Below are 13,852 nucleotides of genomic sequence, written 5' to 3'. Positions count from 1 at the left end.
AGCTTTATTAAGCAACAACGACTATATGCCTACAAATTTTGTAAATTTGTAATTAGGTTAAGAAAATATTTTATGAAGGTTAGAAAATTAAAAAAATTTCAAAACACAGAGTTACCACTACAACTAAATGTAAGTTTTAAGAAAATCTATAATATGCTTAAAGAGTATAAAAATAGTAACTCTAAAAACCATCCTTTCGATGCTTCAGTTAACATATTAATTAAAGAAATTGAAAACCACCCAGAACTTATCGAAGGATTTTCCGACCTTTCTCTACTAAAAAAACACGAAGAAACTATCGATGTTTTATTAGAAGCCTTATTCCCAGAAATATTAACCTTAAACGAAATAAAAGCAGCTACAATTCCTTTCTCTTTCGCTTCATTTAAATTTACTAAACGACTTGAAAACATTCTTAAAAATGCTGGAGAAGGATTTGAATTTAAAGTAAGAGATTTTGAAGAAGATAAAATGTACATCATGGCATGTACCTTTATTTTAAACATGTATTATAACCATCCTATCGACTTAAAACGTCCTTTTTTCTTTGACATTCCTGATAAGGAAAACAATATCATGAAACATTATCGTGTGGCATTTAATGGTGATTTTATGGAAGTAGCACCTTCTAGTAGTGCACCAAAAATTACTGAGGAAGATATTAAAATTCTTTTAGACAACTATGATAACATTGAAGTGTGGAAAGAAAAATTCCCTCCGAACAGCTATATTTTCAAAGGCTTCGGTTTAATGACGCTATTTGATGTTACTGCTGACGAAAACATCTCATCAATAAGAACAAGTTTACTACAAAAAGACGATGGGAATATTATTGAAAAACTGCGTAAAAACTTAAGCGAATTTTATAATATTAAAGACTTAAAAGTAGGTTTTTCTGTATTTGACACTACCGATTTGTCGTTACAATCCACTCGGATTAAAAAATCTGAAAGCATTATTTTATTAACAGAAGAAAAAGAAATAGCTTGTAATACTTTTTTTTGTGATCATGTTATCACTAAGCTTTTTAACAAACAAGAAACCGTTATTATTTCAAACACTGACAACTACGGAAAAAACACTAAAGGTAATCAGTTTTTTAACCGATTAAAAGATAAAAATATTGGAAGTATTTTATTAATTCCATTTAAAGCTAGTGAAAATAATGATTTGGCGCTGTTAGAAATAGCTTCTCCTAGACCTTATGAATTAAACTCGGTAAATCATCAAAAATTAACAGACATTGTTCCTGTTTTTAAAGCAGCTATTGACCGTTTTTCGGAGGAATATATAAACATTTTAGAAGCTACAATACAAGAACACTACACCTCTTTACACCCAACAGTAAAATGGAAATTTTACGAAGCAGCTGAGCAATATCAAACGGATGTTTTTACTAAAAAAGAAAATGTAAAAATCGAACAAATTGTTTTTAAAAATGTATACCCTTTATATGGTCAAACAGATATAAAAGGATCTTCTTTAGCAAGAAACGAAGCTATTAAAGAGGATTTAATTACACAACTTACCTTAGCTATATCTGTATTGAAACAAGCATGTAAATCTGAAAAACTACCTATTTACCAAGAGTTAACCTTTCGTGTAAACGAGTATCTAAATGCTGTTATTAACGGATTAAAAGCAGGTGATGAAGTTGGTATTTTAGATTTTTTAAGCAGAGAAATTTACCCAGTATTTAAACATATTAAATCGCTAAACAATAATTTAACTAGCGTTGTAAATACTTATATGAAGCGTTTAGACAGCAACCTACATGTAGTTTATGAAAAACGAAAAGCTTATGAACAAAGCGTTACGTTATTAAATGACAAACTCGCTAAATTTATTGACAAGAAACAAGGAAATGCACAAGTAATGTTTCCACATTACTTTGAACGTTATAAAACCGACGGTATAGAATACAACATGTATATCGGGCAATCTTTAACCAAGCAAAAAAAGTTTGATCAACTATATCTTTATAACTTACGCTTGTGGCAACTACAAACAATGTGTGAAATGGAAAACGTTGCTAATACTGCACGTAAAGCTATGGATCATGACTTACAAGTTGCTTCTTTAATATTAGTACACAGTAATCCTTTATCTATAAAATTTAGAATGGATGAAAAACAATTTGATGTTGATGGAGCTTATAATATTAGGTATGAAATTATAAAAAAACGAATAGATAAAGCCCATATTAAAAATACGCAAGAGCGCTTAACCGTTCCTGGAAAAATAGCCATTGTTTATTCGCAAGATAAAGATGCTAATGAGTATCTAAAATACATTAGTTATTTACAGTCAAAAAACTTGTTAGGTGATATCGAAAAACTAGAATTAGAAGACTTACAAGGGGTTTCTGGCCTAAAAGCGCTACGTATCGAAGTCATTTATCAAGAAGGTTTTGATAGTAAAAAAACTATTTCTATTGACGAATTAATAGAAGAATTTAAACACTAAAAAAGAAAATCCTTCGTGAATTACAAAGGATTTTCTTTTTACTAAACTAGGTTTGTTACTTCTTGCATTTGAAACGCTATGGCAAAAACAATTACACTTATAATTATACCTATCATAAAAACGGTATAAGTGGTTCTTAATAATTTATATTTCCTATTTAAAACCAATCCTAAAAAATATAAGTCTTTTGTAAGTGAACCATACAAATAATCACGATCTTTCATCATTTCATGCATTGCCCATTCAAAATCAGGCATACTCATTTGATGAAAATTCCCAAAAAATAATAAATTTACCTTTTTATTTGCAACATCTTCTTTGGTAAACTTGCCTTCTGTTACATTAGGACGTGTTGCCATTATTGATAAGATAATAGAAGCTACCGTAAATAAAATAAAAACTATTGACGGAATAATTAAATAATGATTTGATGGGTTGTCTAACTTTGGGATTAGTGTAGACAGCGTCATCGAAATAATAATTGCGTTTACCGATAATAAAATATTTGCCTTTGTATCAGCAATATCACTTAATGTTATATGGTTTCTCAATGCAACACGAAACATTGTTTCAATTCCGCGTTCAGGTAATTCTACTTTATTCTTTTTAAAAGCCAATTCCTCCCTTTTTTGCTTTAACTTTCTATTTTCTTGAGCTGTTTTTTTTTGAATCTTTAATAACTGCGCTAAGTTTTTACTTTTAGGTTTTTCCCAATTTTTAACAGCAAAACTAGTATAAAACCTATAATTTGTTAAAAAATTTATATTCTCTTCAATCCATTCAAAATCAGAAACAACATGATTTTTAGCCAATTCCCACTCTTTTCTTAATAAAGAATTATACTCGCTAAAATTTTTACTTCCTAAATGAGAACAATCTGCATCACAAATTATTTTTTCTAATTCAGTAACTGGTGTTGCATCCATTTTTGTTACTAAAATTAACTCCGAAACTTCTTTAATTATAGTTTCTGAAACATTTCTTTCTCTAAAAAACAACGCTGCTATTTTAACGCTTTCTTCCTCATGACCATCAATCTGTTTAATATAACCTGTATCATGAAACCAAGCCGCTAACAATAATTTATTTGCAGATGCCTCATCAATTTGCATCCCTTCAACCAACTCTTTTGCTTTTTCGACAACTCGTTGCGTATGAAATACATTGTGATAAACAAACGAAGATGTTAATTTTTCATTTAAAAGATGAATAACAAAATTTTCAGCTTCAATTAATAAATTTTTCATTAAAAAGGTTTTTGCTAAATTAAAAATAATATTTAACTATTAATTAGATGTAAGTTTGTCGGATTAAACACGACAAACTAACGTACAAAAAGTACCTAATTATTGTCATTTAAAATTAGTATATTTTTAATCCTAATTATTAAAACCAAAATTTGTATGCTAACTTGGGAAAAAATTATTCATTTTGCTGTAAAAGGAAACCCAACTCCCACAAAAAGAGTTGAAAAAACTGAAAATGAATGGAAAAAACTACTAACACCTGAACAGTTTAGAATTACACGTTTAAAAGGAACTGAGCGTCCTTTTTCAGGTGAATTATGTACTAGTTATGATGAAGGGAAATATAATTGTGTTTGTTGCAATACTCCTTTATTTGATTCAACTATAAAATTCAATTCAAGTTCAGGATGGCCAAGTTTTACACAACCAATTACAGAAAATGCAATTCAATATCATAGAGACATAACTTTTGGTATGGTGCGCGTGGAGGTATTATGTAATACTTGCGATGCACATTTAGGACATGTTTTTCCTGATGGACCAGAACCAAGTGGGTTAAGATATTGTATCAATTCAGAAGCAATGCAATTAGATAAAGAATAATTATGACTAAAAATTTACAAATAGCCACTTTAGGTGGCGGGTGTTTTTGGTGTACCGAAGCTGTTTTTCAAAAAGTAAAAGGAGTTGAAAAAGTTGTTTCAGGTTATGCTGGAGGTACAGTTCCTGGGCATCCAACGTATCGCGAAGTATGTTCTGGATTAACTGGTCATGCAGAGGTTATTCAGATAACTTTTGACGCTGCTGTTATTTCTTATCAAGAAATTTTAATTATTTTTATGACAACTCATGATCCTACAACTTTAAATCAACAAGGTGCTGATCGTGGAACAGCATATCGTTCTGTAATTTTTTATCATTCTGATATACAAAAAAAAATAGCACAGCATGTTTTAAAAGAAATTACACCTTACTATGAAGATGCAATAGTAACCGAAGTAACCAAATACGTTATTTTTTATAAAGCAACAGAAGAACACCAAAATTATTATCGAGAAAATACGCAACAAGGATATTGTAGTTTTGTAATTGAACCAAAACTAGCCAAATTGCGAAAATTACATGCCGACAAATTAAAATAGCACTATTTTTAAAAAGACGATGAAACTTAACATTCAAGATACTTTTAATAAAGAATTACCTGCCGATAAAATTACAGGAAACACTCGCAGGCAAGTTTTAGATGCTTGTTTTTCGTTTGTTGAACCTACAAAAACTGCAAACCCGAAATTATTACATGTTTCTACAGAAATGTTAAACGAAATCGGACTATCAACTGAAGATGCAAATTCAGAAGCGTTTTTAAAGGTTTTTACTGGAAATAAAATCATACAAAACACCCATCCTTTTGCCATGTGTTATGGTGGACATCAGTTTGGTAATTGGGCAGGACAATTGGGTGATGGTCGTGCTATAAACTTAACCGAAGTTGTTCACAACAACAAACGTTGGGCAATACAATTAAAAGGATCTGGCGAAACTCCATACTCAAGAACTGCCGATGGTTTAGCCGTTTTACGTTCATCCATCAGAGAATATTTGTGTAGCGAAGCCATGTTTCATTTAGGTGTTCCAACCACGCGCGCTTTGTCGTTAAGTTTATCAGGTGATAAAGTTTTAAGAGACATGCTTTACAACGGTAATTCGGCCTACGAAAAAGGAGCTATCGTTACTCGTTTAGCGGCAAGTTTTATCCGTTTTGGGAATTTCGAAATTTTATCAGCAAGAAAAAATACACCTGCTCTAAAAGTCTTAGCAGATTATACCATCAAATATTTTTATCCGGAAATCACATCCGAAGGAAAACAAAAATATCTCGATTTTTTATCAGAAATAAGAAATAAAACCATCGATATGATTGTGCATTGGCAACGCGTTGGTTTTGTACATGGCGTAATGAACACCGATAACATGTCTATTTTAGGATTAACAATAGATTATGGCCCTTATGGTTGGTTAGAAGGCTATGATTTTGGTTGGACACCAAATACAACCGACAATCAACATAAAAGGTACCGATACGGAAACCAATCGCAAATTGGTTTATGGAATTTGTTTCAACTCGCAAACGCATTGTACCCTCTTATTGAAGAAGTAGCACCAATACAAGCAATTTTAGACGAATATTCTGACATTTATAATGAAAAGAAACATCATATAATGAAAGCTAAAATCGGTTTATTTTCTGATGATGAAAACGACAAAGAGCTTATTGGTAGATTAGAAGAAACCTTACATTTAACAGAAACCGACATGACTATTTTCTTTAGAAATTTAGCAAATATTAGTTCGGAAGATACTTTTGAAGGTGCTTTTAAAAAAATTACAAATGCTTTTTATACTATTGATGAAGTAAAAGACGAAATAAAAACGCATTGGAAAGATTGGTTGCAACGTTATTTAAAAAGATTACAACAAGAAACTTTTTCAGATACCGAGAAAAAAGAAAAAATGGATTTAGTAAACCCTAAATATGTGCTGCGAAATTATATGGCACAATTGGCTATTGATGCTGCCAACGAAGGCGATTATTTATTAATTGAAGAATTATACCAATTGCTTAAAAAACCATATGCTGAGCAACCAAATTACGAAAAATGGTTTGCTAAACGACCTGAATGGGCTAGACATAAAGTAGGCTGCTCTGTATTGAGTTGTAGTTCATAAAAAATTGTATTTTTAAAAACAGAAACTTACATTATTAGATGACGCACGAATTTAAAGAAATTGTTCAGCAAATTATTTTAAATCAGCAAAAAGGCATACAAAATGTATTGGCAACCGTTGTTGATTTAGAAGGTTCTTCTTACAGAAAACCTGGTGTTAGAATGTTACTTTCTTCAGATAAAAAAATTACAGGAGCTGTAAGCGGTGGCTGTGTAGAAAAAGAAGTGCAACGCAGAGCGCAATCAGTTTTTAATGATGGAAAACCGAAAGTTATTACCTATGACGGTCGGTATCGCTTAGGCTGTGAAGGAGTGCTGTATATTTTATTGGAATCGGTTTATTTATCATCAGAATTTATAACTACTTTTTCTAACCATTTATCTGCTAGAAAACCTTTTATTATTACTTCTTATTACAAAAGAGAGGATGAAGTTTATGATAATTTTGGTTCGGTTATTCAATTTAATAACAATGTAACATTGCCTTTTTCTAAACCTTTTAATCCATCAGAAAAAAACAACAATTTGTTTTTTGAACAAAAACTACAACCTTTGTTTCGTTTATTAATTGTTGGTGGAGAGCATGATGCTGTTAAATTATCTAATCAAGCAACTTTATTGGGTTGGGAAGTTGATGTAATTACTTCCATTAAAGACCCAAAACAATTGGCTGACTTTCCTACTGCAAAATCAGTTATAGCTCAAACTCCAGAAGTTATTCAATTAACAAATATCAATGAAAACACCGCCGTTGTAATTATGAATCATAATTTCACCTATGATTTACGTTGGATTATTAAATTGCAAGAGCAAAACCCCGTGTATATAGGAATTTTAGGTGCAGCAAAACGACGCGAAAAACTACTAAACGAATTGTTTGACTTGGCTCCTGATGTTACTGATGATTTCTTAGAAAAAATTCACACTCCTGCTGGATTAAATATTGGTGCAGAAACTCCCGAAGAAATTGCACTTTCTATTCTTGCCGAAATACTGTCGGTAGTTCGTAAAAAAGAAGTGTTTTCTTTAAAAAAAATAACAGGTAAAATTCATACCTAAAAAGATGAAAAAAACAGCAATTTTAATTCTCGCTGCAGGAAAATCATCCCGAATGGGAAGCACAAAACAACTGCTTTCTTACAAAAAAACTACGTTATTAGGTTGGGCTATTGAACAAGCAAAACAATCAAAAGCAAATACTGTGTTTTGTGTGCTAGGAGCTAATTCAGAAATTATTGAAAAATCAATTGAAAATTATTTAGTTGAAACTATTTATAATGTAGATTACAACAACGGACTAAGCACTAGTATTATTGCTGGAATTAATCACTTAAAAGATAAAAATTTCGATTCTGTTTTAATAATGTTAGCAGATCAACCCAATGTAACTACTGACTATTTAAACCAATTGATAATTACATCCGAAGAGAATAACAGTAAAATTGTTGTTTCTAATTATGGAAATAAAATGGGGGTTCCTGTCCTATTCCCAAGGCAATATTTTAATAAATTAATAAATTTAAAAGGAGATAATGGGGCAAAGGATTTTTTAAAAATGCATTTATCAGAAATCATAAAAATGTCCACTTTTAATTTAATTGATATTGACACGAGAGAAGATTATAAAAACCTTGTTAAGTAATTATATAAGCCCTATTAAAGAACATCCTTTTAAGGAATATAAATTACTTTTGCATTCAAATTAATTTGTTTTATGAATTTTAGAGCTTTTATTTATTTTATTGCTGTTATAATTTTAACAGGCTGTGCTTCTTACCAAGCAAAATACATTGATGAAAATTTATCAAAAAAAATTAATACTGATAAAGAACTCGTACACTCATTTTATTTAATTGGTGATGCTGGTAATGCCGAAGAAGGAAAAACGATTCCGTCGTTAGTCTATTTTGAAAAAGAATTACAACAAGCATCTAAAAATTCGACTGCCTTATTTTTAGGTGATAATGTATACCCTTATGGTATTCCTCCTGAAAAAAATGAGGCTTATACTTTAGCCAAACATCGAATACAAACACAAATTAATGCTGTTAAAGATCAAAAAGGGAGAAGTATTTTTATTCCAGGAAATCACGATTGGTACAATGGTGTTGATGGATTAAAGCGACAGGAAAAATTAGTTGAAAAAGCGTTAGGTAAAGGTTCATTTTTACCAGAAAATGGTTGCGGATTAAAAAAAGTTGATATCTCAGATGATATTACTTTAATCATTATTGATAGCCGTTGGTTTATTATGAACTGGGATAAAGAACCTAAAATTAATGATAATTGCACCATTAAAACTCGCGAACGTTTTATTGATGAAGTATCTAGTTTATTTAAAAAAAATAGGTATAAAAATGTAGTGGTAGCAATGCACCATCCTTTATACAGTAATGGCCCTCATGGAGGGAGTTTTTCTGTAAAAGATCACTTAAGCCCAGTTCCAGTATTAGGAACCCTTAAAAATGTAATTCGGTCGCATGTAGGTATTCAAACCGATAATTTCAATGAAAACTACAATAATTTTATAACCCAAATACAAAGTATTTCTGCTGATTTCAACCAAAATGTTGTTTTTGTTTCTGGGCATGAACATAATTTACAGTACATTGAAAAACATGGTTTTAAACAAGTAATCAGCGGATCTGGATCCAAACAATCTGCCGCCTTAGTTGGACACGGAGCTCAGTTTACGTATGGTAATCATGGGTACGCTAAATTAAATTATTATAAAGATGGTTCTGCTATAATTGAATATTATGCAGCCAATACAACTGATCAAAATAAGTTATTATTTAGCAAACAAATAGTACAACCAAAAAAACAAGAAAATCACATTCATTTTTCTGAATTTGACAAACACCAAAAATTTATAGAAACATCTATTTATAATCCAAAAACAACTGAAGTTAGTGATTTTCATAAATTTATTTGGGGAGATTTACATCGTAAAAAATACGGCACTAAAATTAAAGTTCCTGTTCTTAATCTCGACAGTGTTTTTGGAGGTATAAAACCTATTAGACGAGGTGGTGGTAATCAAACAAACTCGTTACGATTACAAAATACCAATGGTAAACAATACGTTTTACGATCTATGGTAAAAGACGGTAGTCGTATTATGGGTGGTGTTTTAAAAGGTACTTTTGTGGTTGATGTTTTACATGATATTTTTACCATGTCGCACCCTTTTGGTGCATTTGTAATTCCTGATATGGCAAGTGCTGTAAATATTTATCACACAAACCCTAAATTGTATTACATGCCTAAACAACCTGCTTTAGGAACTTATAATGATATTTTTGGTGGCGAATTATATTTGCTAGAAGAACGCCCTGCTAAAGACAGAAGTGACCTCGATAATTTTGGTAACTCTAAAGATATTATTAGCACTTTTGATGTGTTAGAAAAAATTAGAAAAAACGGTAAACATAGTGTAGACCAAGAATGGGCTGTTCGTTCTAGACTGTTTGATATGGTGATTGGCGATTGGGATAGGCATGAAGATCAATGGCGTTGGGCTTCATTTAAAACCGATGAAGGTAAAACATTTTATCGCCCAATACCAAGAGATAGAGACCAACCATTTTCTAAATTTGATGGTATTATGATTCCTATTTTTAAACAATTTGCACCCCTAGTAAAAAATATGCAAACGTTTGATCATGACATCAAAAACATGAAATGGTACAACAATTATCCTCGGTTTTTTGACGCTGAATTTTTAAACGAACTGACAATAGAAGACTGGTACAAACAAGCCGATTATATTCAAAAACATCTAACAGATGCTGTAATCGAAAAAGCGATTAAACAACTACCCGAAGCTGTTTACAAATTAGATAGTGAAGAAACTATTGCTAAACTAAAATCACGTAGAAACAAGCTAAAAGAAATTGCTAAACGTTACTACAACAAATATGCTAACATAGTATACATTATCGGTACAGATAAAGACGATGTTTTTACCATAAAACGTATTAACGACAACGAAACAAATGTTACAGTTTTAAGGGGTAAAAATGAAATTTACAATCGCACTTTAAAAACCAAAGAAACCAAAGAAATTCAAATCTATGGATTAAATGGTGATGATGAATTTTTAATTTCTGGTGATGTTAATGACGGAATTTTAATTCGATTAATAGGCGGTCAAAATCATGATGTATATACCGATAAATCAACTGTTGCTGGCTGGAGTAAAAAAACAAAAATTTACGACTTTAAAGCCAAGAAAAACACCATAAATAAAAGTAGTGAAACGGCTGATTTACGCTCAAACAGTTATTTTAAAAACACTTATAACCACAGAGACATTAACAACAATACTACCGTTGTTACTCCTAGTTTAGGGAGCAACCCTGATGATGGTTTTTTCTTCGGAGCCTCTGTTAATTTTACCAACTACGGGTTTAAAAAACTTCCTTTTGCAAATCAACAAATAATTACTGCAAATTACTATTCTGCCACCAATGGTTATGATTTAGAATATAAAGGTGAATTTACCGAGTTTATTGGTAATTGGAACTTAGAATTACGTGCAAAAGTAACCAGTAACAATTATTCCTTTAATTTCTTCGGATGGGGGAATGAATCTGTTTACAATCAAACTTATGATTTAGATCATTATCGAGTAAAAAAAGAAGAAATTAGCTTTTCTCCTTCACTATTAAAACGATTGCGAGGAGGAAGTAAATTTAGACTTACAGGAATTTTTGAAGCTATTGAGATTGAAGATATTCCTACAAGAAACATTACTAATTTTAATGCACAACCAACATCAATATTCGATACCAATTATTTTTGGGGAGGAGAATTAAATTTTAACCATAATAGGGTTGACAACGTTAGTTTTCCTACCAAAGGAATGAATTTTGATCTTACTTTGGGGGCCAAAGCAAATTTTGATGATTTTAATAGACGTTTTGGGTATTTTAAAACTTCAATGGCTATTTATCAAAACTTAGTTCCTAACCGATCGATGGTTTATGCTTCTGAAGTTGGCACACATTTAAATATTGGAAATCGTTTTGAAATATATCAAGCTGCCACTTTAGGTGGTGATCGTAATTTAAGAGGATTTAATAGAGAGCGCTTTACAGGGACACAAAGTTTTTACCATAGTAACGATATTCGTTTACGCTTTGGACGTATAAAAAACAATATTATCCCTTTAAAACTTGGAATTACGGGTGGATTTGATTACGGTAAAATATGGTCACCTTATTCACCTGATTCTAAAAAATGGCATACTAGTTATGGTGGTTCTCTTTGGATTAGTGGAATTGACTTATTTACTGCAAATGTTTCTTATTTTAGAGGAGATTCATCAGAAGACAGAGTTGCTTTTAGCATCGGATTTAATTTTTAAATATGTTTTTCAATAAATAATAAATTATGATGAAAATCAAATCTAAAAACTATTATAAAACACATTTAAATTAATCATATATATTATAATGACACAACAAATTGTTTTAATTTCAGGAGCTGTTTTCGGCTTATTAGCAGTAATATTTGGTGCTTTTGGCGCGCACGCTTTAAAGAAAATTTTATCTGAAGATCAACTAAAATCGTTTGAAACAGGTGTAAAATACCAAATGTATCACGCAATTGTTTTATTATTTGTAGGAAGCTATTTTAAAGGCTCTAATCAATTAATGAACTACTCTTTTATTTTTGGCATCATTCTTTTTTCTTTTAGTATTTACGGATTGGTCTTATCTGACGCAAAAGGCAAAAAAATGAAATTCCTTGGTCCAATAACACCATTAGGAGGTTTATTATTAGTTACTGGATGGGCTACATTAATATACCAAATAAGTCAAACTGTAAACTTTTAACAGTTTACAGTTTAACAGCAAAATAAGCCTCATGGGGATAAGGGTATTTTTAATCTACATTTTGAGCATCACTAATCACTCTATCTATAAACTCTGTTTTTATATATAGTTGTTTTGCTAAATTATGCAGTACATTTACTTCTTCTGCATCTATTTGACCATCTGCATACGAGATTATAGATAAATCTCTAAGCATATTTAATTTTTGCATTACAGATAGTACAACATCTAATTCTTTTGCTAAATCAATTATCTCTGTAATAATATCATCTTCTGTTAATCCTTTAACTGTTAACATACATTCTGCAAAAATTGCAGGAGAAACAATACTACTTAAGGCTTGTATTTCAGAATCGTCTACGGTTCCATCAGCTTTAGAAATCATATACCCACCTAAAAACATAAAACGTTGTATTTTATCAGAATGCTCAGTTTCGTTTTCTAAATCTTCTGGTTCCATTAGAGATAAAATTCGTTTAATTTCTAACTCCATAGCTTCTTCTGTAATCTCTCCTTTTATAGATGGATTAAATAAACCATAGGTTTCACTTTTATTAAACAATTCTAGGGCTTTAATTCTAAGTGGACTAAACGGATGACTACTATACCAATCTGATGGGTCGTGTGTATCGTCTTTTAAAACTGCTTCTAAATCTGAAAACTGCTCTATGTATGCGTTTAGTTTAAAATCTAATGAATCTGTAGTTACTCCTGATGATAGTTTAAAAAATGTACGTCCTGCTGCTTCAAAGCTTTGACAACATAACAATCCTGCCCTATCTGCACTAATTTCGGCATTTCTATTCCATGCATATAATTTCATTGCATAGATTGGCGCTAATTCGTTTTCTCCTTCATCTAAAATGTGCTTAACTGGGTAGTTAAAATGCTCAAAAAGCACATGCCCAATTTCATGACCTACCACAAAGGCCAATTCATCCTTTTTAAAACGCTCTAAAAGACCAGAAGATAAAATAATGTATAATTTGTCTTCATCTGGCGGATAACAAGCTGCATTAAAAGTATCACTTTGATACACAAAAAATTCTATATCAGATTTCAACTTTAAAACCTCTTTACAATGCAAACCTATTTCATGTAAAACAGGTGCCAAGGTTTTTGTTAATCGTAAACTTGATTTTAATAAATGACGACGTGATTTAAAAACAGGGTTGTTATCTTTTATTTTGGTTAATATTTTTTGAATTAACTCATCTTCTTGAAAAGTTAAAACATAATCTCTATCACCATCATAAACCAACGCATTTAAATCAATATCTGCTCTAGAATTATCATAAACCTCAACGATATTTTCAGTAATATTCTTTAAGTTTAAGGCATTTATTGTTTCAATACCCTTTGTATATTGCTCTATTAATTGTTGTGCTGTATCCTGAAAAGCAGTGCTTACAGCTTGTAATTTTTCTGTATCACCATTTGCTTGTGCTTCAGCTAAATCTTCTAGCATCTTATTCTGAGCAATAGTAAGTGCTTCTTGATGCTCTTTTTCTAATTCAGTTAAACTTTTAGATTTATATTCGTTCATTTTTTTTATTTAAAATATTAGACT

The 13,852-nt window shown here is 30.9% G+C and carries 10 protein-coding genes; 8 read left to right on the top strand and 2 right to left on the bottom strand.

Annotation, left to right across the window (positions count from 1 at the left end; all coding sequences use genetic code 11):
• The first annotated feature begins 72 nt into the window (after window positions 1-72).
• The gene (locus tag BA195_RS04590) at window positions 73-2,466 is read left to right on the top strand and encodes a hypothetical protein (RefSeq protein ID WP_068702879.1); all 2,394 of its coding nucleotides are present in this window, start codon (window positions 73-75) and stop codon (window positions 2,464-2,466) included.
• 41 nt (window positions 2,467-2,507) lie between these two features.
• Here BA195_RS04590 and BA195_RS04585 read toward each other — a convergent pair whose 3' ends face one another.
• The gene (locus BA195_RS04585) at window positions 2,508-3,713 is read right to left on the bottom strand and encodes a Pycsar system effector family protein (protein ID WP_068702878.1); all 1,206 of its coding nucleotides are present in this window, start codon (window positions 3,711-3,713) and stop codon (window positions 2,508-2,510) included.
• Between the two features lie 156 nt (window positions 3,714-3,869).
• Between BA195_RS04585 and msrB the strand changes: the two genes are divergently transcribed.
• The 7 genes from msrB (at window position 3,870) to BA195_RS04550 (ending at window position 12,282) form a co-directional block, all read left to right on the top strand.
• Complete coding sequence (msrB, locus tag BA195_RS04580; RefSeq protein WP_068702877.1) at window positions 3,870-4,316, top strand: peptide-methionine (R)-S-oxide reductase MsrB; 447 nt, start codon at window positions 3,870-3,872, stop codon at window positions 4,314-4,316.
• A gap of 2 nt (window positions 4,317-4,318) precedes the next feature.
• Complete coding sequence (msrA, locus tag BA195_RS04575; RefSeq protein ID WP_068702876.1) at window positions 4,319-4,855, top strand: peptide-methionine (S)-S-oxide reductase MsrA; 537 nt, start codon at window positions 4,319-4,321, stop codon at window positions 4,853-4,855.
• 19 nt (window positions 4,856-4,874) lie between these two features.
• Window positions 4,875-6,440 (top strand): protein adenylyltransferase SelO, encoded by a 1,566-nt coding sequence (locus BA195_RS04570; protein WP_068702874.1) that lies wholly within the window; start codon window positions 4,875-4,877, stop codon window positions 6,438-6,440.
• Between the two features lie 38 nt (window positions 6,441-6,478).
• Complete coding sequence (locus BA195_RS04565; protein ID WP_068702872.1) at window positions 6,479-7,498, top strand: XdhC family protein; 1,020 nt, start codon at window positions 6,479-6,481, stop codon at window positions 7,496-7,498.
• A 4-nt stretch (window positions 7,499-7,502) separates the two neighbouring features.
• A complete protein-coding gene (locus tag BA195_RS04560) occupies window positions 7,503-8,081 on the top strand; it encodes a nucleotidyltransferase family protein (protein WP_068702870.1) in 579 nt (192 codons plus the stop codon).
• Window positions 8,082-8,153: 72 nt separating this feature from the next.
• On the top strand, window positions 8,154-11,810 hold the full coding sequence (locus BA195_RS04555) for a metallophosphoesterase (RefSeq protein WP_068702868.1): 3,657 nt from the start codon (window positions 8,154-8,156) through the stop codon (window positions 11,808-11,810).
• An 88-nt stretch (window positions 11,811-11,898) separates the two neighbouring features.
• On the top strand, window positions 11,899-12,282 hold the full coding sequence (locus BA195_RS04550; protein ID WP_068702867.1) for a DUF423 domain-containing protein: 384 nt from the start codon (window positions 11,899-11,901) through the stop codon (window positions 12,280-12,282).
• A gap of 49 nt (window positions 12,283-12,331) precedes the next feature.
• Here the strand turns inward: BA195_RS04550 and BA195_RS04545 are convergent, their stop codons facing one another.
• Window positions 12,332-13,828, bottom strand: a complete 1,497-nt coding sequence (locus BA195_RS04545; RefSeq protein ID WP_064966625.1) for a M48 family metallopeptidase — start codon at window positions 13,826-13,828, stop codon at window positions 12,332-12,334.
• Window positions 13,829-13,852 lie beyond the last annotated feature (24 nt).

This window comes from Tenacibaculum soleae (genome assembly GCF_001693415.1).
Classification (GTDB): domain Bacteria; phylum Bacteroidota; class Bacteroidia; order Flavobacteriales; family Flavobacteriaceae; genus Polaribacter; species Polaribacter soleae.
The sequence above is the reverse complement of the archived record's forward strand: the minus strand, read 5'-3'. Positions and strand labels throughout refer to the sequence as shown.

Excerpts from the sequence above, each read along its gene's own strand:
- BA195_RS04570 (WP_068702874.1), top strand. The coding sequence starts at position 4,875 with ATGAAACTTAACATTCAAGATACTTTTAATAAAGAATTACCTGCCGAT.
- BA195_RS04585 (WP_068702878.1), bottom strand. The coding sequence starts at position 3,713 with ATGAAAAATTTATTAATTGAAGCTGAAAATTTTGTTATTCATCTTTTA.
- BA195_RS04555 (WP_068702868.1), top strand. The coding sequence starts at position 8,154 with ATGAATTTTAGAGCTTTTATTTATTTTATTGCTGTTATAATTTTAACA.
- msrA (WP_068702876.1), top strand. The coding sequence starts at position 4,319 with ATGACTAAAAATTTACAAATAGCCACTTTAGGTGGCGGGTGTTTTTGG.
- BA195_RS04545 (WP_064966625.1), bottom strand. The coding sequence starts at position 13,828 with ATGAACGAATATAAATCTAAAAGTTTAACTGAATTAGAAAAAGAGCAT.
- BA195_RS04565 (WP_068702872.1), top strand. The coding sequence starts at position 6,479 with ATGACGCACGAATTTAAAGAAATTGTTCAGCAAATTATTTTAAATCAG.
- BA195_RS04590 (WP_068702879.1), top strand. The coding sequence starts at position 73 with ATGAAGGTTAGAAAATTAAAAAAATTTCAAAACACAGAGTTACCACTA.
- BA195_RS04560 (WP_068702870.1), top strand. The coding sequence starts at position 7,503 with ATGAAAAAAACAGCAATTTTAATTCTCGCTGCAGGAAAATCATCCCGA.
- msrB (WP_068702877.1), top strand. The coding sequence starts at position 3,870 with ATGCTAACTTGGGAAAAAATTATTCATTTTGCTGTAAAAGGAAACCCA.
- BA195_RS04550 (WP_068702867.1), top strand. The coding sequence starts at position 11,899 with ATGACACAACAAATTGTTTTAATTTCAGGAGCTGTTTTCGGCTTATTA.